The sequence below is a fragment of the Pseudomonas sp. RA_15y_Pfl2_54 genome (genome assembly GCF_963971015.1).
Taxonomy (GTDB): domain Bacteria; phylum Pseudomonadota; class Gammaproteobacteria; order Pseudomonadales; family Pseudomonadaceae; genus Aquipseudomonas; species Aquipseudomonas baetica_A.
Genome location: NZ_CAXAPN010000012.1, coordinates 114381 through 140538, shown reverse-complemented (window position 1 = coordinate 140538; position 26158 = coordinate 114381). Strand labels below are relative to the sequence as shown.

Below are 26158 nucleotides of genomic sequence, written 5' to 3'. Positions count from 1 at the left end.
AAACGCCATGCAATAAAAATGGGCGACCTGCAGCGGTCGCCCATTTTTTTGATTCAGGCCATGCCATCAATCATCCGGCATTTGCGGCGGCTTGCTCGGTTTGACTGGCTTGCTTGGCTTGGCACCTTTCGCACCTTTGGCCGGTTCAGGCTCGCTGGCGGCCGGCGCTTGGGCGGCTGCGGCGGCCGCTTCCTTCTCAGCCATTGGCATGGCGTCGATAGTCTCGAAGATCTTCTTCAGGTCCACCGATTTCGCCTCATCCCCCGACGCCGAAAGCTTGGTTTCGCCGTCCTTGCCCACCAGGAACACTTTCGGATAGGCCCCGGCACCCAGCTTCAGCGAGCGCAGCAGCGCCATGGTGTCTTGCTGGCCCATGTCCTTGCCGTCGAGTTGACCTGACATGTTGAGGATGGTGTAAACCTTGATGTTGCGGTCGGCGACGCCTTTTTTGTTGGCAGGGTCCTCAAGCGACTTTTTCAGGCTCACCCACACCGGGTCGACGGTGCTTTTGGCGATCACGATCAGCGGCCGGGCGCGCCCCATGTCTGCGGCAATCGGCGAATCGTTGTCAGCGGCGAACAAGGGGCCGGCAATCGCCAGCAAGAGTGTCAGGGTCAGTGACCTGATGAGCATGCGCATCTCCTTTTGATATCCACGCTCTACTGATTGCGCATCGTGGCGATTGTTCCGGGTGTGTCTGGCAAATATGTTTCGCCTTGTCAGAAGCTTAGGTCAGGACCGGCATTGCGCAACCGAACCCGTGCAATCGTAACGACGATTTGATTACCGTTCAGGCGCGCGTCAGGGTGGCGGTACTGCCCACGAAATGGAGGTCAACCGCATGCAAACCGTCTCCAGGCGGGGCCTTGAACTCCGTTCAGCAGAGCGCTGTGTCGAGAGCGGCCAGCAGTTGCGTCGCATCGACCGGGCAATCGGCAAGTTTGAGCACGCCACGGTCGATATCAATACTCAACGTCACGGAGGGCTGATCACCGGGATATTTGCGCAGGAGCAAGTCGATGCCACTGGCTGTCTCGTCCGCCGTGCCGATCAGATCCCATAAGCTGTCGCTCAGATCCAGCAACACCTGCTGACGCTGCTGATCAACCACAAGCGGCGCATACAGCCAATGGCTCATGCGCATTTCGCGGGGTTCGACAGTAATGGCGATGCGGCCATCGCAATGCAGGCTGGTTTCGCTCATATCAAGGATCAAAACGCCAGTTTGTAACCGATCAGCAACAGCATCGTCGCCAGGCACGGGCGCAAGACTTCATCGGAGATGCGTCCGGTCAGGTGGCTGCCAAGCCAGATGCCCGGCAGCGAACCCACCAGCAAAAAGCCCAGCACGCCCCAATCCATGTTGCCCATGCTCGCGTGGCCTAGGCCTGCGACGAGGGTCAGCGGCACGGCGTGGGCGATTTCGGTGCCGACCAGACGGCGGGTCGGCAGCAGTGGGTAGAGGATAAACAGCGCGACAGTGCCCAGGGCGCCGGCGCCGATCGAGGTCAGGGCGACCATGGTGCCGAGGATCAAACCGGTGATCACGGTCATCACATTCAGCCGCGAGCCGCTCGGGTTGTAGTTGCCGCCGGCACGTTTATGGGCGAAATCCAGCAAGCGCTTCTTGAAGAAAATCGCCAGTGCCGTGGCGAACAACACAAAACCCAAGGCTTGTTTGATGATGGCGTTCATCGCATCCGGCGCGGTGTGCAAGGTGCTGAGGAACCACAAGGTCAACACCACCGCCGGCACGCTGCCCAGGGTCAGCCAACCGGTGATGGCCCAGTCGATGTTCTTGTTCTTTTTGTGAACGAGGACGCCGCTGGATTTGGTGATGGCCGCGTACAGCAGGTCCGTGCCCACCGCCGTCGCCGGGTTGATGCCGAACCACAGCAGAATCGGGGTCATCAAGGAACCGCCGCCGACACCGGTCATGCCGACGATAAAACCCACCACCAACCCGGCGATCACCAGGCCGAAACTTGCCAATTCCATGAAGACGTCCAGAAAAACGACAGGAAAATATGGCCGCAGCATAGCGATTTTTCTTATAACCACCTATATCGATGCGGTCTATCGTTATGCCTTTCAGCTACACCGCTTCCACAGGGTGATGGGGTGATTAAAAGATCAATGCACCCGCCGACCCGGTTTGAAACTGTGATGGCTGTTGATCCACACCGTGGCCAATGCGATCAGCGAAAGGATCAGCAATGCCCACGGGAACGACATCGCCCCTGCCCGATCCAGCAGCAATCCGCCAAACAATCCGCCACCGGCAATCGCTATGTTCCATGAGGTGGTGAGCATCGCTTGCACCACGTCAACATGATCGCCGGCCGAATCCGCCGCTGCCGTCAGCAACAACGTCGCCGAGCCACCAAACGACAGGCCCCACACGGCCATGCAGGCGTAAATCAGCCACTGCGACGGGGATGCGATGGCCAACACCAGCGCCGTCACGGCAAACACCGCCAGGCTGATCAGCGTCAGCCAGCGCAGCCAGCGATCCACCAGCAGGCCGATGATCCAGATCCCCCCCAGCGAACACAGGCCAAACACCAACAGCACCAGATCAACCCGCTCGGCCAGGCCGGCCTGCATCAGAAACGGCGAGATGTAGGTGTAGAGAATGTTGTGCCCCAGCATCCATGTCAGCACCACGAACAGCACCGGCCGCACCCCCGGCAGGCGCAGGGATTGGAGCAAAGGCAGGCGTTCGGCACTGACCTGCCCCGGACGGTCCGGCACGGCGATGACGATCCACGCCGCCAGCACCAGTGCCAGCGCCGACATGATCCCGAACGAGGCGCGCCAGCCAATCAGATTTCCCAGCCAGGTGCCCGCCGGCGTGCCCAGCGACAAGGCCACCGGCGTGCCGAGCATGGCAATCGCCAGCGCCCGCCCCTGTTGCTGCACCGGCACGATCCCGCGCGCGTAACCGGCCATGATCCCCCACGACAGCCCCGCCGCCATTCCGGCGAGAAAGCGCGAAGCCAGGGTCAGCCCGTAATGGCTGGAGAAGGTGGTGATGGTGTTGAACACCAAAAACCCACCCACCGTCATCAACAGCACCCGCCGTCGTGGCCAGCCGCGCGTGGCGACGGTGAGCGGAATCGCCGCGACAATCGAGCCCAGCGCATACAGCGTCACCAGTTGCCCGGCGAGCACTTCACTGACGTTCAGCCCGGCGCCGATTTGCGGCAATAACCCAGCCGGCAGGGTTTCGGTGAGGATGGCAATGAAGCCGGTCATGGCGAATGCCAGCAACGCGGCATAAGGCAATTTGTCGGCACGGGCGGTGCGGTCGACGCAGGTGAAGTCGGCGCTTGCAGGGTCGGTCATGACAGGTGCAGCTCCTTTTGAGGCAAACATGGCGAAGGATTGTATACAAATAGCCCGACCTTCACGCGACCCGACACGACTTATTGCACCGGCAAAAAATTCAGGAACAGCAGACTCTGGGCGTAATTCAGGCCGATACGCCGATAGCGCTCGTCGAGCATCTGTGTGAGCAAATCGAGGCGCGCCACGATTTTGCCGAACTCGGTGGCAAAGCTCAGGTTGCTGCCCTCCTCCGAAATTTCGTTGGAGAACAGCAGTGGCTGGCCTTCCTTGTTCTGGCGCTGGGACAGAATCCACGTGGCCTTTTCGATGTTGCGCGCCGCGTTGTGGACGAAGGTCGGGTTGATCGCATCGGTCATGTAGAACTCGACCCGATTGTTGTGCGCGGTGACCAGCATGCTGCCAATGGCATAGATGAACGCGCCGACGCGGTCGCCGAGAAACTCAGGGCTCATCGCATAACTGAGCGCTGCCAGATCTTTTCGGCCACCCAGCACCGGCAACGGTTGTTGCTGCTCAATGGCCAGGCGTACCTGTTTCACGGCGATGTTGATGTTGAGGAAACCGGATTTGCGCAGCTCGTCCGGGTTGCGCAGGTACAGCTTGCCCATCAGGCGATAAAGGCTGTTGAGGTTGTCGCGCATCGCCAAAGTGGCCATGCGGTCGACGCTGGTCTGCAGAAACTCCTGCGGTTGACCGTTGCGAATCTGAGCGATGAAGCCATTGCCGTCCTGATGCGTGCAACCGCTGACTAACAGCGACGACAGACAGGCCAGCAACAGGCACGGGCGACGAAAAAAATGGACGATGGGGTGAAAAGCTCTCGGCATGAGTTCTCGAACAGGCACATTCCTGTGCGGCGGGAGTCACCGCATCCTGGCCATGGATAGAGCCGCTGATTGCGAAAAAGTGCAATACCGGCAGCGTTTCCTGACCTTCGGCGCGACATGGATAACAATTTAGTCCGACTTTATTTTTGCAATAACCGTTTAATCCGCTATAAATTCCCATTCGCAGCATAAATAGCATGACTATTACCACATTCTGAAAACAACAACAAAAGGAAGGTCAACCATGCTTCAATCCCGTCACCTGCTCTCCGGCCTCGGACTGTCCCTGATGATCGCCACCCTCTCAGCCAACGCGGCGGGCCTCAGCGCCGAACATAAAGCCTTCGGCAAAACCAACGACGGTACACCCGTCGAGCAATACATCCTGCGCAACAGCCATGGCATGCAAGCCACCGTCATCACTTACGGCGCGACCCTGCAATCGCTGTTGGTGGCCGACAAACACGGCAAATTCGACGATGTCGTGCTGGGCTTCGACGATGTGCAGGGCTACCAAAAAGGCACCGCCTACTTCGGCGCGACCATCGGCCGCTTCGGCAATCGCCTGGCCGACGGCGCGTTTGAACTCGACGGCAAGCGCTTTCAAGTGCCGCAAAACGACAAGTCCAATGCCTTGCATGGCGGCCCTCAGGGTTTCGACAAGAAGGTCTGGAAAGCGCAGGAAACCAAAGACAAGGATTCGGTCGGCGTGACCCTCACCTATCTGTCGGCGGACGGTGAAATGGGCTTCCCCGGCAACCTCACCACCGAAGTGACCTATCGCCTGACCGACAGCAACGAACTGCGCATCGACTACAAGGCCAGCACCGACAAACCGACCGTACTCAACCTGACCAACCACAGCTACTTCAATCTCGCGGGCGCCGGCAATGGCGACATCCTCAAGCAGGTCGCGACGCTGCATGCCAGCCATTACACCCCGGTCACCGCCAAGCTGATCCCGACAGGCGAACTGGCGCCAGTGGCCGGCACGCCGATGGACTTCACCCAGCCCACGGCAATCGGAGCGCACATCAAGGCTGATCACCCGCAACTCAAATTCGCGGAACCCAAACAGGGCGGCTTCGATTTCAACTGGGCGCTGGATACCCAGGGCGACGTGAGCAAAGTCGCTGCTGAGGTCAGTGATGCGCAGTCCGGTCGGCACTTGCAGTTGTTCACCAGCGAACCGGGCGTGCAGTTCTACACCAGCAACTTCCTCGACGGCACGGTCAAAGGCAAAGGTGGCAAGGTCTATCCGCATTGGGGCGCGTTTACCCTGGAGACGCAGCACTACCCGGATTCGCCGAACCAAGCGAACTTCCCGAGTACGCGACTGGATCCCGGGCAGGCCTACACGCAGAGCGTGGTATTGAAGTTTTCCGCGAAGTAATCCCCCCTTCTCCTTTCTGGAACCGGACGCAACCGCTGGGCTATTCTGCTGCCCACTACAGGTATCGACCCTTTCAGAAAGGAGATTTGAATGCGTACCCTCGAATTGGCTGGCGTGCAGGTTCCGGTGATTGGCCAGGGCACCTGGCGCATGGGCGAAGACCGCTCGGCACACAAGCATGAAGTGGCGGCTCTGCGCAGTGGCGTTGAACTGGGCATGACCTTGATCGACACTGCCGAAATGTATGCCGAGGGCGGTGCCGAAAGTGTTGTAGGTGAAGCCATTGCCGGTATTCGCGATCAGGTGTTTCTGGTGAGCAAGGTCTACCCGCACAACGCCAGCCGCCAGGGCATTCCGCATGCCTGCGAGCGCAGTCTGCGCCGGCTCGACACTGATTACATCGACCTCTATCTGTTGCATTGGCGCGGCCAGTATCCACTGGAAGAAACCGTCGAAGCCTTCGAGCGCCTGCGCGAAGACGGCAAGATCGGCCGTTGGGGCGTGTCGAATTTTGACGTCGATGACCTCCAAGAGTTAGCCAATCCGGCGTGCGCCACCAATCAGGTGCTCTACAACCTGCAAGCGCGTGGCGTCGAATTCGACCTGTTGCCCCGGTGCCAACAGCAACACATGCCGCTGATGGCCTACTGTCCGATCGGTCAGGGCGGCGCGATGCTGGCAGAACCGGTACTGAAGCAGATTGCCGCTCGTCACAACGTGACCCCGGCGCAGGTTTCGCTGGCGTGGATTGTGCGTCAGGATGGCGTGGTAGCGATCCCTAAAGCGGTGCGGCCGGAACATGTGCAACTCAATGCACAAGCGGCGCAACTGCAACTCGATGCCGGGGATCTGGCAGCGCTGGACCAGGCGTTTCACGCGCCTAAGCGCAAGCAGCGGCTGGCCATGGTCTGAGCCACCGCCGACCGGCGAGAGCTTTGCGATGAGAAGCACAGATCAGAACGACCCGTTCAACCTGCAACGTTTCGTCCAGGCCCAGGACCCGGTGTTTGATCGGGTCCAGCGCGAACTCGTTGAGGGCCGCAAGCGCAGCCACTGGATGTGGTTTGTCTTCCCGCAGTTCGCAGGCTTGGGCGGCAGTGAGATGTCCCGGCGCTTCGCCATCGATACCGCCGAAGAAGCGCGAGCGTATCTCGAGCACCCGATGCTCGGCGCGCGGCTGCGTACTTGTACGCAGCTCGTGCTGAATGTGCGCCAGCGTTCGATTGCGGAGATTTTCGGCCATCCCGATGACTTGAAATTTCACTCCTCGATGACGCTGTTTGCCCAGTTCGCCGCTGAAGACAGCCTGTTCAACCAGGCGCTGGAACGCTACTTCCACGGCATCCTCGATGACTGGACGCTGCAACTGCTGGACTCAAAACAGGCCCAGTTGCCCCCCGATCAGGGTTGAAAAATCGTCGTCGACAAACGGCAGAATCGCATCCGCCACCGGTTGCAGTTGCCGGCTGATGTAGTGGTCGTAGTCGATGGCGGCGCGGCGCACTTCCAGCGGTTCGGGCCCGGCCAGGGTGATCACGTAACTGATCCAGCCACCGTTCTGGTATTGCCGTGGCCGACCGTGCCGGGCGTTGTAATCATCGGCCAGCCGCGCGGCGCGCACATGGGGCGGTACGTTGCGCTCGTAATCGTCGAGGGTGCGGCGCAGGCGCTTGCGGTAGACCAGTCGATCATCGAATTCGCCGGCCAGGGTTTTACGCACGTAGTCGCGCACATAATCCTGATACGGCTTGCGCTGGAAGATGCGCTCGTAGAGTTCCTGCTGAAATTGCCGGGCCAGCGGCGACCAGTCGGTGCGCACGGTTTCAAGGCCTTTGTAGACCATTTCTTCGCTGCCGTCGGCACGGCTCACCAGGCCGGCGTAGCGCTTCTTGCTGCCCTCCTCCGCGCCACGAATGGTCGGCATCAGGAAGCGTTTGTAGTGAACCTCGAACTGCAATTCGAGGGCGCTTTGCAGCCCGTATTCGTCACGCACGTGCTCGCGCCACCAGTCGTTGACATGCTTGACCAGCGCTTGCCCGATGCTTGCCGCCTCTTCCTGCCCGTGGGGGCGACGCAGCCAGACAAACGTGGAGTCGGTGTCGCCATAGATCACCGCGTGGCCCTGGTCTTCGATCAGCTTGCGTGTACGCAGCATGATTTCATGGCCGCGCAGGGTGATCGACGACGCCAGCCGCGTATCGAAGAACCGGCAACCGCTGGAGCCGAGCACGCCGTAGAAGGCGTTCATGATGATCTTCAGTGCCTGCGACAACGGCGCGTTGTGCTCGCGTTTGGCAGTCTCACGCCCCTCAGCCACACGCGAGACGATGGCCGGCAGGCAATGCCGGGTGCGCGAGAAACGGGCGCCACGAAAACCCGGCACCGAGTCGGCGTCGTCAGGATGTTGCAAGCCTTCGATCAGCCCCACCGGGTCAATCAGAAACGTGCGGATGATCGAGGGATAAAGGCTTTTGTAGTCGAGCACCAGCACCGACTCATACAGCCCCGGCTGCGACTCCATGACAAAACCGCCAGGGCTGGCTTGCGGCGCATTGGTGCCCAGGTTCGGCGCCACAAACCCTTGGCGGTGCATCAACGGCATGTACAAATGCGTGAACGCCGCCACCGAGCCGCCGCTGCGATCCGCCGGCAGGCCGGTCACGCTGGCGCGCTCCAGCAAGAAGGTCAGCAGTTGGGTCTTGGCGAAAATCCGCGTGACCAGTTCGCAGTCTTTAAGGTTGTATTTGGCCAGCGCCGGTTTGTCCTCGGCGAACATGCGGTTGATTTCGTCCATGCGTTGGTACGGGTTGTCGATGGACTTGCCTTCGCCGAGCAATGTCTGAGCGACGTTTTCCAGGCTGAACGAAGGAAAACTCCAGGTCGCCGAGCGCAGGGATTCGATGCCATCAATGATCAGCCGCCCCGCTGCCGAGGCGAAATAATGATGGCGGCTGCCGTGCTCGCGCCACTGCATTTCCTCGCCGCCCCGGCCGAGCTTCAGCGGTACGCCGAGGCGTCGCGCGTGTTCGTGAAGGATGCGCAGGTCGAACTGCACCACGTTCCAGCCGATGATTGCGTCGGGGTCGTGGCGGGCGAACCAGTCATTGAGTTCTTTCAAGATGACCGTACGCGAGTCGCAGTACTGGAGGTCGAAGTCGACGATGCTGGCGTCACCGTTCGCCGTGCCGAGCATGTACACCTGACGCTCGCCGCAGCCTTCCAGGGCGATGGAATACAGCTCGCCGGTTTCGGTGGTTTCGATGTCCAGCGAGACCAGGCGCAGTTTCGGCCGGTATTCGGGGGCGGGTTTGAGGTGGGCGTTGAGCAGCGTGCCGTCAGCATCGGGCGTGCCGTTGAACCACACCGGGGCGGTGATGAAGCGTTCCATGAGAAAGCGTTCCGGTGGGCGCACATCGGCCTCGAAGACATCGACGCCGGCGCGGTTGAGCGCCGTTTCCAGGCGCATCAACTGGCCGTGCTGCTGGCAATACAGACCCAGTACCGGACGATGTTCGAAATCCTGCAGGGCCAGCGGGCGCAGTTCCACATTCTTTTCGTCATGCAGCAAACGTTCGGCGGCTTCGCGCTGCTCGGCGGGGATAAACGCGACTGACGGCTGATGAGGAAGGCGCACACGGCGCGGCCCGGCATCGGTCGCCAGCCAGAACTCGACTTCGGTGCCGGCCGGGGTATCGCGCCAATGCCGGGTCAGGACGAAGCCCTGCTGTAAATCCACCACTGCAACCTCAGAAATTGAAACACTGGGGCATTCTACGCGGCATTGCACGGCATGGCCCTTGTGATAAATGTCCGACAAACGCTGAAAAAACCGTCAAATGACGTTTTTTGCGTGCTATCTGCCGCTTTGCCACCTTGCCCTGAGCGCCAGTGTCTACGATGCTTGGATAACAACGACAACACCTGAGTAACTGCCATGAAGACCGTCGCCCAACTGCTCAAGCTCAAAGATCAGAAAAATCAGGAAGTACACCAGATCAAACCTGATCACATGGTGCTCGAAGCGCTGATGAAGATGGCCGAGAAAAACGTCGGCGCCTTGCTGGTGGTGGAGAACGATGAGGTGCTGGGCATCATCAGTGAACGCGATTACGCGCGCAAACTGGTGCTGCATGGCCGCTCATCGGTGGGCACGCCCGTGCGCGACATCATGGTCTCGCCGGTGATCACGGTGGACACTCACCAGACTGTCGACACGTGCCTGAGCATCATGTCCGACAAACGCCTGCGTCACTTGCCGGTGGTGCAAGACGGCAAACTGATCGGGCTGCTGTCGATTGGTGACCTGGTGAAAGAGGCGATTGCCGAACAGGCCGAGCTGATCAAACAGCTGGAGCAGTACATTCGCGGGGAGTGATCTCCAATGCAACACAATGCCCGCTCCCACTTTGGACCCTCGCTGTTCAGGAAGGCCAATGCCGGGCAAACACCGGTGCCAGCACCGGATGCCGATCAATGCGCTGTAGCCAGGCATAAAACCCCGGGCGCGTCTGGCGCAAATGCTCGCGGCTGCCCGCCCAGCGCGTCACCACTGCCGCCAACACATCCAGCGCTCCCGGTATTTCGTCGTCCAGGTACAACTCGGCGGAGAACTGGTCGGCGAACACTTCCCAACTCCAGTGCAAGCGCTCGCGGGCGCCAGCCATCAGATTCTGCCGCGCCGCTTCGTCAGGCATCACCAGCCAGCGCTCGGGGTAGTCAACGACTCCGACCGCCGCGTAGCAATTGCTGACGATATACACCAGGCCGCGAATGGCCTGATCGCGAGCGTCAGCCTTGGCGGGCAGCAATCCAGACTTGGGAAAGGTCAGGCCCAGATGAATCAGAATCGCCGCGCTCTCGGTGATCGCACGGCCATCGGGCAGTTGCAGGGTCGGGATCTGTTTCAGTGGATTGAGTTGCGCCAACGCCTCGGCGGCTTCGGCGCTGGCTTCGATATCAATGAAGCGATAAGCAATCTGGCACAGTTCCAGCGCCGCTTCGATGGCGGCTGCGCCAGAGTTGCGGTGTCCGTAGAGTTGATACATACACTCTCCTGCTCAAGGCCAACCCAACACATCAGACTCAAGGGTAGATGCCCACGGCCCTGATGTAGAAATATTCTTGCCTTTGTGTCCTGATTGGCACGCTTTTCCCATGCACTCGCCACTTGCGAATTCAAGCCTCGCAAAACAGCGCTGACGGTGCCCATCCCGCACCAAGAGCAATCATCGAACGCTATCCGCGTTCTTGTAAGGTGCGATACCGAACCAAAAGTTCGTGTATCCGAGCTGGCAACAAGGAGTTCACCGCGTGAATCTTCAATCGCTCTGCCGCGTCACTGCCCGTTTACCGCGATCGGCCCAAAGACGTGTTCACCTGAACACTCCAGACGGGCACAACATTTACTTTATTACCTGACCCAAGCGACCACGCATTGTGTTCGGCGCGGAGTTACGCGCCGACGGCGGCGTGTTATTTATTATTTAAATACAACGCATGAAGTGACTGTACCTGCGATGCTTAAATGCTGCAGCAGCCGATTGTCGAACAATAACTTCCAGCACTTCAAATGCACCAAAAACGCTCTTCCAACCTTAACTAAGCAACACTTTAAACATCGACTTCATTTAAACAAAAACAAGGAACATGGCCTGTGACCCGCTAAAACATTGACCCGCACCAAATCAGTCCGCCTCGCACCATCAAGTGCCCCGACTGACCAGAACGCGACCGCTCTATCTCGCCAACCGGTGCGATACAGCGCACGGTCTGACTCGCCTGCAAAAAAGCCCCGGAATACGGAGTTGTGGAGATTCATGCGCCGGAGAAAAACCCGGCCGCCCATAAAACTTATATAAATGCGACATGGGTAACAGCGATGAAATACTCACGCTACATTTCAGCAACATCTGGCACAACGGTTGCAAATACGAAGATGCACAACAGCTCAAACCGACAAAGAAGAACACCGGGGAATGGATGATGAACATGCGAACTCGATAGCGCCACGCCGGTAACTGTACGCAAGCTTTGTTCAATAGATAGTTCAACTATCGGCTTACGCACACCCAAAAGAAAGTTACACCCACCCACTCGAACATGACGCCAATGTTCGGACGGCACCTTATTGCCCTTCATCCACCCGAGGGAGCTTTAATGAACGATGCGGTAAAGCACAGAACCCTGCCGGGACCGTTACGGGAAACGCCGATCCCGCCGGCTTCGGGCAGGCCGGCCTTCAAAGCCAACACGTCGCAACCCGGCGGTTTGAACAAACAGCAGATGGTGTTGCTGGTTGCCGTGTCGGCATTGATACACGGCGGCGCCTGGTGGTTTCTTCAACAGAGCCGACCCGAGCCACTGCCGACGCCACCGCAGATCCCGGAAATGACCGTCGAGCTGACCAGCCCGACGCCACCGGCACCGCCTACGCCCGAGCCGCCCCCACCGCCGCCACCACCGCCACCCGAACCCGAGCAACCGGTGGAAGACGAAGACGCGGTCAAGCCGCCCCCCAAACCGGTGGAGAAGCCCAAGCCCATCGAAAAACCGAAACCGGTGCAAAAACCCAAACCGGTGAAGAAAGTCGAGCCGCCAAAAGCTCCGCCCGCCCCGGCGCAACCAGCCGCCCCGGCCGCCCCTGCCACCCCGAGTGCGCCACCGGCTCCGGCCGCCGCGCCGGGCCCGGTCAAGGAATCGGCCGCCATTTCCGGCCTTGCCAGCCTCGGCAACCCACCGCCGCAATACCCGTCCCTGGCGCTGCGGCGTAACTGGGAGGGCCGCGTGGTGCTGCGCATTCAGGTGCTGGCCAGCGGTCGCGCCGGCTCGGTGACGGTGACCAAGTCCAGTGGCAAGCCGCAATTGGATGACGCCGCCGTCGCCGCGGTGAAGAACTGGAAATTCATTCCAGCCAAGCGCGGTGACACGCCGATAGACGGCTTCGCCACACAGACCATCGATTTCAAATTGCCGCAATAACAGAACGCTCAATCAACGCACAACCGAATAACGCAAGCGAGGTGTAACCATGAACGATTTGTCTTCGATGATTGTCCCCGGTGTGCTCTGGGGCCTGGTGCTGTTTTCCGTGGTCAGTTGGGCGATCCTGCTGGTCAAGTCGGCGCAATACCTGCGCCAGAAAACGCAGAACAAACAGTTCAGCAAAGCCTTCTGGGGCGCGCCGGACCTGCTCACCGCCGCCGAACATGCCAGCCAATACCCCGGCGCCCTGGCGCGCATCGCCAGCAGCGGGTTCGAAGCGTTGTTGGTCGAAGAATCGCCGCGTACCACTCAGCAACTGGCGCACACCATCAACCGGTCGGATCGCCTGGAACGCAACCTGCGCCAGCAGATCCAGAAAGAACGCCGCTCGCTGGAAAACGGTCAGGCGATCCTCGCCAGTATCGGTAGCACGGCGCCCTTCATTGGCCTGTTCGGCACCGTATGGGGAATCATGGAAGCGCTGAAAAGCATCGGCGAGACCGGTTCGGCCAGCCTTGAAGCCGTCGCCGGCCCTATCGGCCATGCATTGATCGCCACGGGCGTGGGGATCGCCGTCGCCGTGCCGGCAGTGCTGATTTACAACTTCTTCCTGCGTCGACTCAAACTCGCCTCGGCCGACATGGACGACTTCGCCCATGACTTCGACGCCCTCGCCTCGCGCAGTGCGTTTTCCGTCAACCGTCAGGCCATTGCCAGCAAAACCACAGCCGCCGTGCGGGAGGCCAGCTAATGTCCTTCTCCACTCAAGACAGCGATGAAGTGCTCAGCGAAATGAACGTCACGCCGCTGGTGGACGTGATGCTCGTGTTGCTGGTGGTGTTCATCGTCACCGCGCCGCTGATGACCAACGCGATCAAGGTCAACCTGCCAAAAACCGACGCCGTCGCCCCCGCTGAGAAAAAAGACCCAGTGGTGGTCAGCGTCGATCAGGACGGCAAGTTTTATCTGGCCAAGACCGAACTGGCCCCGGAATCCCTGGAGGCCAGCCTCAAGGAGGTCAAGGCCAAGGATGCCGATGTGCGCGTTCAGCTTCAGGCCGATTCCGCGGTCAACTATGGGCAGGTGGCCAAGGCCATGGCGTCCATCGAACGCTCGGGCATCAGCAAAATATCGGTGATGACCACCCACTGAGTGCGGTACCGGGCGCGCCTTGAGAAACGCGCCCGATACCGCTGATCGAATCCCGTCGCAACCCGCCGACCGAAAAACGCAACGCGCCTTTCGGAGGGGATCGGCTTGCTTGAAGAAAGTGGTTTTCCGCACGAGGTATCACCGAAAGCGGAGCAATGAGGGGCTCACAAGGCCAATTCGATAACGTCTGATAAAGTCGGAAACAACCATGCTGATGAACACTCCACGCTTCACGCTCAAACCATTGGTGGCCACGATTTCTCGCCACCGTTTTGTTCCGCTGTATCTGGTGGCCATGGGGATGGGCGCCGGGACCGTGCAAGCGGCCGAGGACGAGAATGCGGCTGTTCCGGCAGCCGCCGCGGTCGTTGCGCCGACCACGCAACTGCAACGGGTCGAAGTGACCGGTTCGGCGATTCGCCGGGTCGATGCCGAAACGGCGGTACCGATCACTATTCTCAAGGCCGATGAGCTGCGCAAACAGGGCGTGACCACCACCGCCGAACTGGTGCAGCGCATCACCGGCAGCCAGTCGATCAACAACAGTGCCGGCTCGGTTGGCGCCGCCACCGGTGGCGCTTCGTTCGCCGACATGCGTGGCATCGGCGCCAACAAAACCCTGGTGCTGCTCAACGGTCGACGCCTGGCCAACAACGCGTTGTCAGGCACCAACTCCGCCGGCGGCGCGGTGGACCTGAACATGATCCCGTTTGCCGCGATCGAGCGCGTGGAAGTGCTGCGCGACGGCGCCTCGGCGCTCTACGGCACCGACGCCATCGGCGGCGTGATCAACTTCATCACCAAAAAATCCCTGACTGACGGCCAACTCACCCTCGGCGGCGAAACCCCGACCCACAGTGGCGGCGGTGCGACCAAGGACATGAGCGCCAGTTGGGGCTTCGGTGACCTGGAAGAAGACCGCTTCAACGTGCTCGGTGTGTTCAATTACAACAAGCAGCAGAACCTCGACGCCAATGACCGCTCCTTCGCCCGCGACTACGTGCCCGGGCGCGGCCTGGATCAGACCTCCGGCACCGCGTTCCCCGGCAACTACAGCCAGAACGGCAACGCCACCAACCCGTTGGCCAGCAGCAATTGCAACGGGCCTAACCTGGTGGCGCGCGATGGCGTGTGCCGCTTCAGCACCCGTGAATACATCGACCTGGTGCCACAAACCGAGAAGACATCTTTCTTCGGCAAGACCACCGGCAAACTGGCGGACGACCACAACGTCAACCTCGAGTACTTCTGGTCGCGCAACAACAACGCCACGGCGGTCGGTCCCGCGCCACTGACCGGCCTGAGCCTGGATGCCTCATCGCCCTACTACCCCGGCAACGGCATCACGCCAGGCCCCACCGGGTTCGCCCTCGACCCCACCCAACCCGTGGATGTGAACTGGCGCGAAACCGCCGCCGGCCCGCGTGAGTCGAAAGACCAGAACACCAGCCAGCGCTTCTTGCTGAGCTTCGACGGTCTGGTCGGCGGCTGGGATTACAACGTCGGCGCCTCGTACAACCAGAACAAAATCGTTTCCAGCGTCACCAGCGGTTATGTCAGCGATCAAGCCATGATCGATGGTCTGGCCAGCGGCCTGCTCAATCCGTTCGGCCCGCAATCGGCTGCCGGTCAGCAGTACATCGACAACGCTGCCTACCACGGTGCCTACTCCACCGCTGTTGGCCGGGTCGCCGGTTTCGACGGTCGGATCAGCCGCGAAATCGGTGACTGGTTCGGTGCCGGTCCATCCGGTCTGGCGTTGGGCGGCGAGTACCGCAAAGAGAAATTCCATCAGGACTTCGAGCAGTTTGCCGGCGACATTCAGAGCCTGGGTATCGACCCGGCCGGCAGCGTCGAAGGCGACCGCAGCGTGAAAGCCGCCTACGCGGAAATCAACGTACCGGTGCTCGACAGCCTCGAACTGTCCGCCGCCGTACGCCACGACAAATACAGCGACTTCGGCAGCACCACCAACCCGAAATACTCGTTCCGCTACCAGCCGCTCAAAGAACTGGTGGTGCGTGGCGCGTACAGCGAAGGCTTCCGTGCGCCGTCGCTTTACGAGCTGTATTCACCGCGCAGCATCACGTACACCCAGGGCTACTACAACGATCCGGTGCTGTGTACCGGCGGCGTGGTGCAACCGGGCGGCAACGGCGGGCGCGATTGCGGTCAGCAGTTCCTCAACCAGATCGGCGGCAACGAGGATCTGGCCCCGGAGAAGGCACGCAACGTGACACTGGGCTTCGTTTATCAGCCAATGAGCAACCTTTCCGTGGGCCTGGATTTCTGGTGGATTCACATCTCCAATCAGATCCAGCCATTCCCGGAGTCCACCGTGTTTGATCAGGCCGGCAGCTACTCCGACCGCTTCGTGCGCAACGCCGACGGCACGCTCAACTACATCGTCACCGGCAACGCCAACCTGGGCATCGTCGAAACCAACGGCATCGATGTGTCGCTCGATTATCGTTTCCCGAATACCCCGTACGGCCAGTTCGGTCTCGGGCTGCAGGGCACCTACGTCGACGAATACGACTTCCAGAGCACCATCAAAGGTCCGTTCACCGACAAGGTCGGCGACTTCCAGGGTGACGGCGTGGTTGCGCGCTGGAAGCACAACCTGACCGGCAGCTGGACCTTCGGCGCGGCACGGGCGTCGCTGACCAACCGCTTCACCACCGGCTACAACGACTACGACCGCGATACCCACGCGCGGGTCGCGTCGTATTCGGTGTGGGATCTGTCGGCCGGCTACACCTTCGACAAGGTGCTGGACGTGGACGCGGGGATGAAAAACATGTTCGACCGCAACCCACCGTTCTCCAACCAGGCTTACAACTTCCAGAGCGGCTATGACCCCCGCTACACCGACCCGCTGGGCCGCACGCTGTTCGCGCGCATGACTTACCACTTCTAACCGCAAACACCAGATGTCTCCCCTGTGGGAGGGGGCTTGCTCCCGAAGGCGATGTGTCAGTCAACACCCCCTTCACTGATCCATCGCCTTCGGGAGCAGCCCCTTCCCACAGATTGATCTGTGTGCATTCAGGAATTAAGGAGTGACTTCATGACTTTCATGCGCAACATGGCCGCTCTGCTGCTCGGCAGCACGCTGCTGTGCAACGCGGCACCTGCGCTGGCCGTCGGCAGCTATGCGATGACGGTGTACGGCGAAGCGCCGAAATACCCGGCGGGTTTTCAGCATTTCGATTTCGTCGATCCCCACGCGCCCAAGGGTGGCTCACTCAGCCGCGCGTCGATGGAGATTGGCCAATACAACTACATCACCCCGTATGCCGATCAGGGCATTTCTGTGGTGCAGGTCAACGACTGGGTGTATTCGCCGCTGGCGTTCCGTTCGCTGGACGAGCCCTACACCGTCTACGGCCTGGTCGCGCAGCAGATGGAGCGCGATCGCGCAGGACTCTGGGTGCGTTTCACCCTGAACCCCAAGGCACGCTTCGCCGACGGCACGCCGATCACCGCCGAAGACGTGCGCTACACCTTCAACCTGCTGATGACCAAGGGCAGCCTGAGTTATCGCCAGCAATACGCCGACGTGCAGGACGTGTTGATCGAAGGCCCAAAGCAGGTGCGTTTCACCTTCAAGAACAATCTGAATCGCACGCTGGCGCTGGATCTGGCGACGATGCGCGTGGTGCCCGAACACTGGTGGAAAACCCGCGACTTCGCCAATGGCGGCGGTTTCGAGCCCCCGCTGGGCAGCGGCCCGTACCGGGTCAGCAAGGTCGACGCCGGGCGCAGCATCAGTTTCGAGCGCGACCCGAACTGGTGGGGCAAAGACCTGCCGGTCAGTCGCGGGATGTACAACTTCGACACCCTTACGGTGAATTTCTACGGCGACACCGACGTCGCCCGCCAACTGCTGCAGGCCGGCGCATTCGACTACAACCGCGAGTTTTCATCCTCCGGTTATGTGGTCGGCTACGACAGCCCGGCGCTGCGCGATGGGCGCCTGCAACAGTCAATCCTCGCCCCGGAAAAACCGACGGCGGCGCAGGGCTTCGTGTTCAACCTGCAAAACCCGATTTTCCAGGATCGCCGGGTGCGTCAGGCGATCAGCCTGTTGTGGGATTTCGAGTGGACCAACAAGCAGATGATGCGCGGCTTCTACGTGCGTCAGAACAGCTACTGGCCCAAAAGCGAAATGGCCGCCACCGCGCTGCCTGACGCCGAGGAGCTGAAAATCCTCGAACCGCTGCGCGGGCAGATCCCCGACGAAGTATTTACCGAGGTCTACAAGGCGCCGGAAACCGATGGCAGCGGCTATATCCGTGACAAGCAATTGCAGGCGCTGAAGCTGCTGGCCGAGGCCGGCTGGACGGCGAAAAACAATCGGTTGGTCAACGCCAACGGTGAGCCGCTGGCGTTCACCTTTCTCGACGGTCAGGGCGGTTTCGACCGCATGTTGCTGCCGTTCAAACGCACCCTCGCGCAGATCGGCATCACCCTCAATCTGCGCCGGATCGATTCGGCGCAGTACGTCAATCGACTCAACGCCCGGGACTACGACATGATCGTCACCAGTTTCCCGCGCAGCGGCGATCCGATCGTCTCTCCCGGCCGCGAGTTGTACAGCCTCTACGCCTCGCAAAGTGCCACGCAAGTCGGCAGTTCCAATTCGATGGTGTTGGCCAACCCGGCGGTTGATCAGTTGATCGACGGCCTGGTGCAGGCCAACACCCGCGACGCCATGGTGCATTACGCCCGCGCCCTCGACCGGGTGCTGCAATGGGGTTACTACATGATTCCCAACTACTACTCCAAGGGCACGCCGACGGTGTACCAGAACCGTTTCGGCATGCCGCCGGTGCAACCGGCGTATGACGAAGGCCTCAACACCTGGTGGGAAGTCTCGGCCAAGCCGTTGACCACGCAACAGATGCACGCACAACGTGCGGGGGGCCAGTGACATGCTGCGCTATCTGAGTCGACGCCTGCTGCTGATCATCCCGACGTTGCTGTGCATTCTGGTGGTCAATTTCCTCATCGTGCAGGCCGCGCCGGGTGGCCCGGTGGAGCAAGCCATCGCCCGCCTGCAAGGCTTTGGCGGGCACAGCATGGGCGGTGGTGGCGAGGTCGCGGCAATTGGCGGCGCCGGGCGCAGCAGTCGCGGTCTGGACCCGGCGCTGATCGAAGAAATCAAGCACCACTACGGCTTCGACAAACCGCTGCATGAACGCCTGTGGCTGATGCTGAAAAACTACGCGCAACTGGATCTGGGCAGCAGTTTTTTTCGTGGCGCCAAGGTTACCGACCTGATCATTCAGAAACTGCCGGTGTCGCTGTCCCTCGGCTTGTGGGCGACGCTGATCACCTATCTGATCTCGATCCCGCTGGGTATCGGCAAAGCGGTCAAGAACGGCAGCGCCTTCGATGTCTGGAGCAGCACGGCGATCATCATCGGCTATGCGATGCCGGCGTTTCTGTTCGCGATTCTGCTGATCGTGGTGTTTGCCGGCGGCAGCTACGTCAACTGGTTCCCGGTGCAAGGGCTGTTCTCGGATGACTTCGACAGCCTCAGCACGCTGGGCAAGGTCGGCGACTACCTCTGGCACCTGGTGTTGCCGGTGACCGCATTGGTGATCGGCGGCTTCGCCACACTGACGATCCTGACCAAGAACAGCTTCCTCAACGAGATCAGCCGCCAGTACGTCATCACGGCGCGGGCCAAGGGTTTGACCGAACGGCGCGTGCTTTACGGCCATGTGTTTCGCAACGCCATGCTGCTGGTGGTCGCCGGGGTGCCGTCGGCACTGATCGAGGTGTTCTTCGCCGGTTCCTTGCTGATCGAAACCCTCTTCAACCTCGACGGCCTCGGGCGCATGAGTTACGAGGCGGCGGTGTCGCGGGACTATCCGGTGGTGTTCGGCGCGCTGTTTCTGTTCACCCTGTTCGGCCTGCTGATCAAGTTGATCGGCGACCTCTGCTACACCCTGCTCGACCCGCGCATCGACTTCTCGGCGAGGACTGCCTGATGTTCGCTCTCTCTCCTCTGGGCCAGCGCCGTGTCGCTCAATTCAAGGCCAACCGGCGCGGGTGCTGGTCACTGTGGCTGTTCATCGGTCTGTGCCTGATCTGCCTGGGTGGCGAGTTGATCGCCAACGACAAACCGTTGGTGATCCGCTACCACGACGCCTATTACTTCCCCATCCTCAGTGATTACCTGGAAACCGATTTCGGCGGCGAGCTGCCGTTCCAGCCGGACTATGCCAGCGCCTACGTACACAAACTGATCGAGGATCAGGGCGGCTGGATGCTGTTCCCGCCGATCCCGTTCAGTGACGACACGGTCAATTACGACCTCACCGAACCGGCACCGAGCCCGCCTTCGACGAGCAATTGGCTGGGCACCGACGATCAGGCGCGGGACGTGTTGGCGCGAGTGATTTTCGGCACGCGGATCTCGATCCTGTTTGCGTTGATCCTCACCGGCATCAGCGCATTGATCGGCATCGTGGCCGGGGCGTTGCAGGGTTACTACGGCGGCTGGGTCGACTTGCTTGGGCAACGGATTCTGGAAATCTGGTCAGGGTTGCCGGTGCTGTACCTGCTGATCATTTTGTCTGGCTTCGTTTCGCCAAGCTTCTGGTGGCTGCTGGGGATCATGGCGCTGTTCTCGTGGCTGGCGCTGGTCGACGTGGTGCGCGCCGAGTTTCTCCGTGGGCGCAATCTGGAATACGTCAAAGCAGCGCGAGCCTTGGGCCTGACCGACAGCGAACTGATGCGCCGGCACATCCTGCCCAATGCGATGACCTCCACCCTCACTTACCTGCCGTTCATTCTGACCGGCGCTATCGCCACCCTCACGGCGCTGGATTTTCTCGGTTTCGGCATGCCGCCGGGCACCGCGTCGCTAGGCGAGTTGATCGGCCAGGCCAAGCGCAATCTGCAAGCGCCATGGCTGGGGCTGACGGCGTTTTTCGCGTTGGCGCTGATTCTGTCGTTGCTGGTGTTTATTGGTGAGGCTTGCCGTGATGCATTCGACCCACAATCCTGATCAGCGGAGCTGACATGAACGACCATTTGATCGAGATCCGCGACCTGCGTGTCGCCTTCGCCGGGCAGGCAGTGGTGCACGGTTTGAACCTGGACATTCGCCGTGGCGAGTGTTTGGCCCTGGTCGGCGAATCGGGCTCGGGCAAGTCGGTGACGGCGCATTCGATCCTGCGCTTGCTGCCGGGTAAAACCGTCAGCAGCACGGGCAGCATCCGCTACAACGGCGTGGACTTGCTGCACGCCAGCGAGCAACAGATGCGCGGCTTGCGCGGCAACCGGATTGCGATGATTTTCCAGGAGCCGATGACTTCCCTGAACCCGTTGCACACCGTGCAAAAACAGGTCAGCGAAGTGCTGGAAATCCACAAGGGGCTGAAGGGCCGCGCCGCCCGCGCTCGCACCTTGGAGTTACTGGAACTGGTCGGCATTCGCCAACCTTTGCAGCGTTTGAAAGCCTATCCGCACCAACTCTCCGGCGGCCAGCGGCAGCGGGTGATGATCGCCATGGCGCTGGCCAACGAGCCAGAACTGTTAATCGCCGACGAACCGACCACCGCGCTCGACGTCACCGTGCAGCAGAAGATTCTTGAGCTGCTGATCGAGTTGCAACAGCGACTCGGGATGTCGCTGCTGGTGATCAGTCACGACCTCAATCTGGTCCGGCGCATCGCTCAGCGGGTGTGCGTGATGCGTCACGGCGAGATCGTCGAACAGGCCGATTGCGAAACCCTGTTTCGCGCCCCACAGCATCCTTACAGCCGCTTGTTGATCGAGGCGGAACCGAGCGGCGCACCCGTGCCGAGTCAATACGATCACAACTTGCTGGAGGTGGATGACCTGAAAGTCTGGTTCCCACTGCCCAAAGCGCTGTTCAGCCGTCAGCAGGACTACATCAAAGCGGTCGATGGCGTCAGTTTCAGCCTGCAACGGGGCAAGACCCTGGGGATTGTCGGCGAGTCCGGCTCGGGCAAATCGACGCTGGGTCAGGCGATCCTGCGGTTGGTGGAATCGCAGGGCAATATCCGTTTCGGCAACAAGCAACTGAGCCTGCTCAATCAGCGTTTGATGCGCCCGTTGCGCCGGCAGATTCAGGTGGTGTTCCAAGACCCGTTCGGCAGCCTAAGCCCGCGCATGTCGGTGCAGCAGATCATTGCCGAGGGCTTGTTGACCCATGGCATCGGCACCGAGGCTGAGCGAGAGACAGCGGTGATTCGCGTACTGGAGGAAGTCGGGCTTGATCCGCAAAGTCGTCATCGCTATCCCCACGAGTTTTCCGGCGGCCAGCGCCAACGCATTTCCATCGCCCGGGCATTGGTGCTGGAACCGGCGCTGATTCTGCTCGATGAACCGACCTCGGCGCTCGATCGCACGGTGCAGAAGCAGGTAGTGGAGTTACTGCGGCAATTGCAGATCAAGCACGGGCTGACGTATTTGTTCATCAGCCATGATCTGGCGGTGGTGCATGCCCTGGCCCATGACTTGATAGTGATCAAGGATGGCAAAGTCGTTGAACAAGGTGCTTCGCGAAAGATCTTTGCGGCGCCGCAGCACCCCTATACCCAGGAACTGCTGAAAGCCTCCGGCCTCAAGCCTGAAGAAGAACCCTGTGGGAGCGGGCTTGCTCGCGAAAGCGGTGTGCCTGTTATATGAGCTGTGATTGACCCATCGCCTTCGCGAGCAAGCCCGCTCCCACAAGGGAAATTGCGATGCCTTAAAAATATTATCCAGGCACTGCATCCAATCGACTCCGCCACGGGTAGTCCCTGTAACAGCCACTGTTGGCTGCCAGCGATCTACCCCTTTCGGAGAAAACACTGATGAACACCACACAGCTGATTTGCTTCACCGGTTTGCTTGCAGCCACCTCGACGGCCTTCGCCCAAAGCAGTTACCCCGACACCATCAAAGTGCCGGCCGGCCACAAGATCGCGATGGAAACCACCGGTGTCGGCGAGGTCACCTACGAGTGCCGCGACAAACCCAATATGGCCGGGCAGACCGAGTGGACCTTCGTCGGGCCGAAAGCGGTGCTCAATGATCGCAGCGGCAAGCAGGTGGGCACCTACTATGGCCCACCGGCTACCTGGCAGGCTAAAGACGGTTCGAAAATCACCGGCACGCAACTGGCTGTGGCGCCATCGGGCGCGGGCAACCTGCCCTATCAACTGGTCAAGGCCAACCCGGCCGAAGGCAAAGGCGCCATGAGCGGCGTGAGTTACATCCAGCGCGTTGCGCTCAAGGGTGGCGTGGCACCGAGCAGCGAGTGCACGGCAGCCAACAAGGGCCAGCAGGAAGTGGTGAAGTATCAGGCCGATTACATTTTCTGGGCGGCGAACTGAAGTCACAGGCTCAGCGCAAAACCTGTGGGAGCGGGCTTGCTCGCCAAAGCGGTGTAACCGTGACAGTGATGCCGACTGACACAACGCCATCGCGGGCAAGGCCGCTGCCAAAGGGCTCTGTGTGCTGAAGTTAAATGTGAGCTAGATTGCATTGCATGTCCTTACCCGAATCCGAATTCGATTACCAAGCCCGTCTCGCTGCCTGTGCCCGCGGCGAGAGAGCGGCCCTGCGCGATTTGTATGTGCAGGAGGGCCCGCGCCTGCTGGGTGTGGCCAAGCGGCTGGTGCGCGATACGGCGCTGGCGGAGGACATTGTCCATGAGGCGTTCATCAAAATCTGGAACGGTGCGGCGGGATTCGATCCGGCGCGCGGTTCGGCGCGTGGCTGGATGTTCACCGTGACCCGGCACCTGGCGCTGAATCTATTGCGCAATCAGGCCCGGGAAACGCCGTTCAGTGAAGATCATGAAATGGCCACGCACGACGATGACGGCTTCGATGCCCAGGCGCATTCGGCGCGCGTTCACCGCTGCCTGGAACAGCTCGATCCACAACGCCGAAGCTGCATCCTTCACGCCTATGTCGACGGCTACAGCCATGCGCAGATTTCCACGCGTCTCAATACGCCGCTGGGCACCGTCAAAGCATGGATCAAACGCAGCCTCAACGCTTTGCGGGAGTGCATGGGATGACCACTGAATCGGCACAGGAACGCGATGAACTGGCCAGTGAATATGTGCTGGGCACGCTCCCGGCGGAAGATCGCGCCAAGGTTCAACGACGCCTGCCGACCGACCCCGAACTGCGTGCCGCGGTGGAGGCCTGGGAACGACGCCTGCTGGACCTGACCGAGCTCGCCGCGCCGCAACAGCCGTCACCACAACTCTGGCCACGGATTGAGCGCAGTGTTGAACGGCTCACACCCAAAATACATGCCTCGGTGAAAACCTCATGGTGGAATCTGCTGCCGCTGTGGCGTGGACTGACGGCTGCCGGAATGGCCGCGACATTGCTGCTCGGCTCGATCCTGCTGACCCAGACCACGCCGAAGCCGAGTTATCTGGTGGTACTGGTCGCACCGCAGGACAAGGCCCCGGGCTGGGTGATTCAGGCCAGTAATTCGCGGGAGATTCAGTTGATTCCGCTGGGCGTGGTGGAGGTGCCGGCGGACAAGGCCCTGGAATTCTGGACCAAGGCTGACGGCTGGCAAGGACCGGTGTCACTGGGCCTGGTCAAACCGGGACAGGCATTGAAAGTGCCGCTGGACAAGCTGCCCCCGCTGCAACCCAATCAGCTGTTCGAGCTGACGCTGGAAGGCGCCAACGGTTCGCCGATTGGCAAACCGACCGGGCCGATTCAGGCGATCGGGCGCGCAGTGAAGGTGTTGTGAAGCGCTAAGCTGCGGGTTCTGGCAATCATCATCGGCATCGATGTTCACAATCACGGCAATGAAGTTCTCATAAAAAATCTCCGGCGTAACATCTGCTCCACACCAACCAATAACACCCCGGAGCACACCATCATGAAACGCCAAACGCTTCTCAGCATCGCTTTCTCGGTTTTCGCAATTAACGCTTTTGCCGCAACTCCAGCGCACACGATGATCGCCGCTGATGGTTCGGATCGTCTGTACCAGAACGCCGTTGCCGCTGACGGCTCGGATCGCCTGCAAGGCAACACCGTCGCCGCTGACGGCTCGGATCGCTTGCAAGGCAACACCGTCGCCGCTGACGGCTCGGATCGCTTGCAAGGCAACACCGTCGCCGCTGACGGTTCGGATCGTCTGCAAGGCAACACCGTCGCCGCTGATGGCTCGGATCGCCTGCACGGCAACACCGTCGCTGAAGGTGGTGCTGATCGTCTGAACGAACTGCGCAACGCTTGAATGAATGGCGTCATCGCAACAAACCAGAAAAACCCGGCGCCCATCAGCCGGGTTTTTTATGTCTGCAACGATCAGCCAGCCTTGGCCATACAGCGTTTGTAGCGTTCGTCCACCCGCTTGGCAAACCAGGCGGTGGTCAGTTTGCGGGTGATTTTCGGGCTCTGCAGCACGATCCCCGGCAACACCGCACGCGGCAGTGCTTTACCCTCGGTTTTCTCGGCCAACTCGAATACACGCTGATAAAGCCTGGTCTCTTCGAATGCCAGGGTTTTGCCCTTTTCCAATTGATCGCGAATGGTCGGATTACGCATGCCCAACGACTTGCCCAGGGTGCGCACGGCCAGTTCGGTGCTGCCGGGCATGATCGAGTCATAGCGAATCAGGTCGCCATCCAGTGCCAACGGGATGCCCGAAGCGCGGCTGACGGCGTTCTGAAACGCGGCATTGCGGCTGGCGTACCAACCGGCGTTGAAGTCGGCGAAGCGGTACAGCGGTTCGCGATAACTGACGGGGTAGCCGAGCAAATGGGCGATACCGAAATACATACCGCCGCGACGACTGAACACTTCATGGCGGATCGTGCCGGCCACCGGGTACGGGTAATCCTTGGCATGCTGCTCGGCGAATTCGATGCTGACCTGCATCGGCCCGCCGGTGTGCACCGGGTTGAAGCCGCCAAACAGCGTGCTGCCCATGGGCACCATGCCGATGAAGTCGTCGAAAATCGCGCTCAACTCCTTCTCGCTACGCGCCGCATTCAAGCGCTCGCTGTAGCTTTTGCCATTGGGAGAGCGCACTTGCAGGGCGCCGCTGACCAACAAGCCGGGGATATGAATGTTGCCGGCACGACGGTCGATTTCGTCGCGGGCGATTTTGCCCAGGCCCGGCACAGTAGGGTCAGCCTGAAAGGTTGACTCCTGTTCGGCAACGGCCAGCACCGAGCACAGATGCTGCGTGGTCGGGCTGATGTGTTGCGCGGCGAACGCGGCGTAGATATCGGTGGCCCAGCCTTGGCGATCGGCGATTTTGACCGGCATCAGCCGCACGATCTCGGCCTTCACTTCGGCGGGAGGACGCGGGGCGGGCTCGCCGCTGCGCTGACTGGCGCAACCGCCAAGTACGAACAGGGCGGCGAGGGTGATCAGTAATCGAGGGGTGTGCATGCGGCTCCATCATCCAGTCCGTTGAGGCGGGTTAACCATACACA

Annotated in this window: 24 protein-coding genes; 16 read left to right on the top strand and 8 right to left on the bottom strand. The window is 60.6% G+C overall.

The annotated features are described in order from the left end of the window. Window positions 1–66: 66 nt before the first annotated feature. From AACY50_RS11380 to AACY50_RS11360, 5 genes are all read right to left on the bottom strand, one after another. Window positions 67–633 carry a DUF4174 domain-containing protein gene (locus tag AACY50_RS11380; RefSeq protein ID WP_221730475.1) on the bottom strand — a complete coding sequence of 189 codons (567 nt, stop codon included), beginning with the start codon at window positions 631–633 and terminating at the stop codon, window positions 67–69. Between the two features lie 244 nt (window positions 634–877). Beyond that, window positions 878–1204 (bottom strand): hypothetical protein, encoded by a 327-nt coding sequence (locus tag AACY50_RS11375; RefSeq protein WP_339431944.1) that lies wholly within the window; start codon window positions 1202–1204, stop codon window positions 878–880. Window positions 1205–1212: 8 nt separating this feature from the next. After that, on the bottom strand, window positions 1213–1998 hold the full coding sequence (locus tag AACY50_RS11370; RefSeq protein ID WP_339431943.1) for a sulfite exporter TauE/SafE family protein: 786 nt from the start codon (window positions 1996–1998) through the stop codon (window positions 1213–1215). A gap of 135 nt (window positions 1999–2133) precedes the next feature. Then, window positions 2134–3348 carry an MFS transporter gene (locus AACY50_RS11365; protein ID WP_339464921.1) on the bottom strand — a complete coding sequence of 405 codons (1215 nt, stop codon included), beginning with the start codon at window positions 3346–3348 and terminating at the stop codon, window positions 2134–2136. A gap of 80 nt (window positions 3349–3428) precedes the next feature. Beyond that, window positions 3429–4178 carry a hypothetical protein gene (locus AACY50_RS11360; protein WP_339431941.1) on the bottom strand — a complete coding sequence of 250 codons (750 nt, stop codon included), beginning with the start codon at window positions 4176–4178 and terminating at the stop codon, window positions 3429–3431. A 244-nt stretch (window positions 4179–4422) separates the two neighbouring features. Between AACY50_RS11360 and AACY50_RS11355 the strand changes: the two genes are divergently transcribed. From AACY50_RS11355 to AACY50_RS11345, 3 genes are all read left to right on the top strand, one after another. After that, on the top strand, window positions 4423–5571 hold the full coding sequence (locus AACY50_RS11355; RefSeq protein WP_339431940.1) for an aldose epimerase family protein: 1149 nt from the start codon (window positions 4423–4425) through the stop codon (window positions 5569–5571). 90 nt (window positions 5572–5661) lie between these two features. Then, window positions 5662–6483 (top strand): aldo/keto reductase, encoded by an 822-nt coding sequence (locus AACY50_RS11350; protein ID WP_339431939.1) that lies wholly within the window; start codon window positions 5662–5664, stop codon window positions 6481–6483. A gap of 28 nt (window positions 6484–6511) precedes the next feature. After that, complete coding sequence (locus tag AACY50_RS11345) at window positions 6512–6982, top strand: DUF1810 domain-containing protein (protein ID WP_339431938.1); 471 nt, start codon at window positions 6512–6514, stop codon at window positions 6980–6982. Here AACY50_RS11345 and AACY50_RS11340 read toward each other — a convergent pair. Then, window positions 6947–9307: a DNA polymerase II gene (locus tag AACY50_RS11340; protein ID WP_339431937.1), complete on the bottom strand. Its 2361-nt coding sequence runs from the start codon at window positions 9305–9307 to the stop codon at window positions 6947–6949. The two genes, AACY50_RS11345 and AACY50_RS11340, sit on opposite strands and share 36 nt — an antisense overlap. Window positions 9308–9505: 198 nt before the next feature. Here AACY50_RS11340 and AACY50_RS11335 point away from each other — a divergent pair, with 198 nt between their 5' ends. Further along, entirely contained in the window at window positions 9506–9946 is a 441-nt protein-coding gene (locus tag AACY50_RS11335) for a CBS domain-containing protein (protein ID WP_339431936.1), read from the top strand. Between the two features lie 46 nt (window positions 9947–9992). On the opposite strand, the gene AACY50_RS11330 is transcribed toward AACY50_RS11335, so the two are convergent. Then, window positions 9993–10616, bottom strand: coding sequence for a glutathione S-transferase N-terminal domain-containing protein (locus AACY50_RS11330; protein WP_339431935.1), 624 nt, complete (start codon window positions 10614–10616; stop codon window positions 9993–9995). Window positions 10617–11727: 1111 nt separating this feature from the next. On the opposite strand from AACY50_RS11330, the gene AACY50_RS11325 reads away from it, so the two are divergent. From AACY50_RS11325 to AACY50_RS11270, 12 genes are all read left to right on the top strand, one after another. Beyond that, window positions 11728–12549 carry an energy transducer TonB gene (locus AACY50_RS11325; RefSeq protein ID WP_339431934.1) on the top strand — a complete coding sequence of 274 codons (822 nt, stop codon included), beginning with the start codon at window positions 11728–11730 and terminating at the stop codon, window positions 12547–12549. 67 nt (window positions 12550–12616) lie between these two features. Beyond that, window positions 12617–13303: a MotA/TolQ/ExbB proton channel family protein gene (locus tag AACY50_RS11320; protein ID WP_401159065.1), complete on the top strand. Its 687-nt coding sequence runs from the start codon at window positions 12617–12619 to the stop codon at window positions 13301–13303. Then, on the top strand, window positions 13303–13704 hold the full coding sequence (locus AACY50_RS11315) for an ExbD/TolR family protein (protein WP_339431932.1): 402 nt from the start codon (window positions 13303–13305) through the stop codon (window positions 13702–13704). Before AACY50_RS11320 ends, AACY50_RS11315 begins: the two co-directional genes overlap by 1 nt. Before the next feature lie 208 nt (window positions 13705–13912). Continuing rightward, complete coding sequence (locus AACY50_RS11310; RefSeq protein ID WP_339431931.1) at window positions 13913–16624, top strand: TonB-dependent receptor; 2712 nt, start codon at window positions 13913–13915, stop codon at window positions 16622–16624. Between the two features lie 150 nt (window positions 16625–16774). After that, a complete protein-coding gene (locus tag AACY50_RS11305; RefSeq protein ID WP_339431930.1) occupies window positions 16775–18640 on the top strand; it encodes an extracellular solute-binding protein in 1866 nt (621 codons plus the stop codon). A 1-nt stretch (window position 18641) separates the two neighbouring features. Then, window positions 18642–19706, top strand: coding sequence for a microcin C ABC transporter permease YejB (locus AACY50_RS11300; protein ID WP_339431929.1), 1065 nt, complete (start codon window positions 18642–18644; stop codon window positions 19704–19706). Further along, window positions 19706–20728, top strand: a complete 1023-nt coding sequence (locus AACY50_RS11295; protein ID WP_339538572.1) for an ABC transporter permease — start codon at window positions 19706–19708, stop codon at window positions 20726–20728. The genes AACY50_RS11300 and AACY50_RS11295 overlap by 1 nt, the downstream gene beginning before the upstream one ends. Before the next feature lie 14 nt (window positions 20729–20742). Further along, the gene (locus tag AACY50_RS11290) at window positions 20743–22377 is read left to right on the top strand and encodes an ABC transporter ATP-binding protein (RefSeq protein ID WP_339431927.1); all 1635 of its coding nucleotides are present in this window, start codon (window positions 20743–20745) and stop codon (window positions 22375–22377) included. A gap of 167 nt (window positions 22378–22544) precedes the next feature. Next, window positions 22545–23066, top strand: a complete 522-nt coding sequence (locus tag AACY50_RS11285) for a DUF3455 domain-containing protein (RefSeq protein ID WP_339431926.1) — start codon at window positions 22545–22547, stop codon at window positions 23064–23066. A 155-nt stretch (window positions 23067–23221) separates the two neighbouring features. Beyond that, window positions 23222–23758 carry a sigma-70 family RNA polymerase sigma factor gene (locus tag AACY50_RS11280; RefSeq protein WP_339538570.1) on the top strand — a complete coding sequence of 179 codons (537 nt, stop codon included), beginning with the start codon at window positions 23222–23224 and terminating at the stop codon, window positions 23756–23758. Beyond that, window positions 23755–24456: an anti-sigma factor gene (locus tag AACY50_RS11275; RefSeq protein WP_339431924.1), complete on the top strand. Its 702-nt coding sequence runs from the start codon at window positions 23755–23757 to the stop codon at window positions 24454–24456. Before AACY50_RS11280 ends, AACY50_RS11275 begins: the two co-directional genes overlap by 4 nt. Before the next feature lie 132 nt (window positions 24457–24588). Beyond that, window positions 24589–24951: a hypothetical protein gene (locus AACY50_RS11270; protein WP_339431923.1), complete on the top strand. Its 363-nt coding sequence runs from the start codon at window positions 24589–24591 to the stop codon at window positions 24949–24951. Window positions 24952–25022: 71 nt separating this feature from the next. Here the strand turns inward: AACY50_RS11270 and AACY50_RS11265 are convergent, their stop codons facing one another. Further along, window positions 25023–26114: a DUF1615 domain-containing protein gene (locus tag AACY50_RS11265; RefSeq protein ID WP_339431922.1), complete on the bottom strand. Its 1092-nt coding sequence runs from the start codon at window positions 26112–26114 to the stop codon at window positions 25023–25025. Window positions 26115–26158: the final 44 nt, after the last annotated feature.

Excerpts from the sequence above, each read along its gene's own strand:
- AACY50_RS11355 (WP_339431940.1), top strand. The coding sequence starts at position 4,423 with ATGCTTCAATCCCGTCACCTGCTCTCCGGCCTCGGACTGTCCCTGATG.
- AACY50_RS11380 (WP_221730475.1), bottom strand. The coding sequence starts at position 633 with ATGCTCATCAGGTCACTGACCCTGACACTCTTGCTGGCGATTGCCGGC.
- AACY50_RS11370 (WP_339431943.1), bottom strand. The coding sequence starts at position 1,998 with ATGGAATTGGCAAGTTTCGGCCTGGTGATCGCCGGGTTGGTGGTGGGT.
- AACY50_RS11280 (WP_339538570.1), top strand. The coding sequence starts at position 23,222 with ATGTCCTTACCCGAATCCGAATTCGATTACCAAGCCCGTCTCGCTGCC.
- AACY50_RS11330 (WP_339431935.1), bottom strand. The coding sequence starts at position 10,616 with ATGTATCAACTCTACGGACACCGCAACTCTGGCGCAGCCGCCATCGAA.
- AACY50_RS11335 (WP_339431936.1), top strand. The coding sequence starts at position 9,506 with ATGAAGACCGTCGCCCAACTGCTCAAGCTCAAAGATCAGAAAAATCAG.
- AACY50_RS11295 (WP_339538572.1), top strand. The coding sequence starts at position 19,706 with ATGTTCGCTCTCTCTCCTCTGGGCCAGCGCCGTGTCGCTCAATTCAAG.
- AACY50_RS11325 (WP_339431934.1), top strand. The coding sequence starts at position 11,728 with ATGAACGATGCGGTAAAGCACAGAACCCTGCCGGGACCGTTACGGGAA.
- AACY50_RS11270 (WP_339431923.1), top strand. The coding sequence starts at position 24,589 with ATGAAACGCCAAACGCTTCTCAGCATCGCTTTCTCGGTTTTCGCAATT.
- AACY50_RS11310 (WP_339431931.1), top strand. The coding sequence starts at position 13,913 with ATGCTGATGAACACTCCACGCTTCACGCTCAAACCATTGGTGGCCACG.
- AACY50_RS11315 (WP_339431932.1), top strand. The coding sequence starts at position 13,303 with ATGTCCTTCTCCACTCAAGACAGCGATGAAGTGCTCAGCGAAATGAAC.
- AACY50_RS11365 (WP_339464921.1), bottom strand. The coding sequence starts at position 3,348 with ATGACCGACCCTGCAAGCGCCGACTTCACCTGCGTCGACCGCACCGCC.
- AACY50_RS11285 (WP_339431926.1), top strand. The coding sequence starts at position 22,545 with ATGAACACCACACAGCTGATTTGCTTCACCGGTTTGCTTGCAGCCACC.
- AACY50_RS11360 (WP_339431941.1), bottom strand. The coding sequence starts at position 4,178 with ATGCCGAGAGCTTTTCACCCCATCGTCCATTTTTTTCGTCGCCCGTGC.
- AACY50_RS11345 (WP_339431938.1), top strand. The coding sequence starts at position 6,512 with ATGAGAAGCACAGATCAGAACGACCCGTTCAACCTGCAACGTTTCGTC.
- AACY50_RS11350 (WP_339431939.1), top strand. The coding sequence starts at position 5,662 with ATGCGTACCCTCGAATTGGCTGGCGTGCAGGTTCCGGTGATTGGCCAG.
- AACY50_RS11320 (WP_401159065.1), top strand. The coding sequence starts at position 12,617 with ATGATTGTCCCCGGTGTGCTCTGGGGCCTGGTGCTGTTTTCCGTGGTC.
- AACY50_RS11265 (WP_339431922.1), bottom strand. The coding sequence starts at position 26,114 with ATGCACACCCCTCGATTACTGATCACCCTCGCCGCCCTGTTCGTACTT.
- AACY50_RS11290 (WP_339431927.1), top strand. The coding sequence starts at position 20,743 with ATGAACGACCATTTGATCGAGATCCGCGACCTGCGTGTCGCCTTCGCC.
- AACY50_RS11300 (WP_339431929.1), top strand. The coding sequence starts at position 18,642 with ATGCTGCGCTATCTGAGTCGACGCCTGCTGCTGATCATCCCGACGTTG.
- AACY50_RS11275 (WP_339431924.1), top strand. The coding sequence starts at position 23,755 with ATGACCACTGAATCGGCACAGGAACGCGATGAACTGGCCAGTGAATAT.
- AACY50_RS11305 (WP_339431930.1), top strand. The coding sequence starts at position 16,775 with ATGACTTTCATGCGCAACATGGCCGCTCTGCTGCTCGGCAGCACGCTG.
- AACY50_RS11375 (WP_339431944.1), bottom strand. The coding sequence starts at position 1,204 with ATGAGCGAAACCAGCCTGCATTGCGATGGCCGCATCGCCATTACTGTC.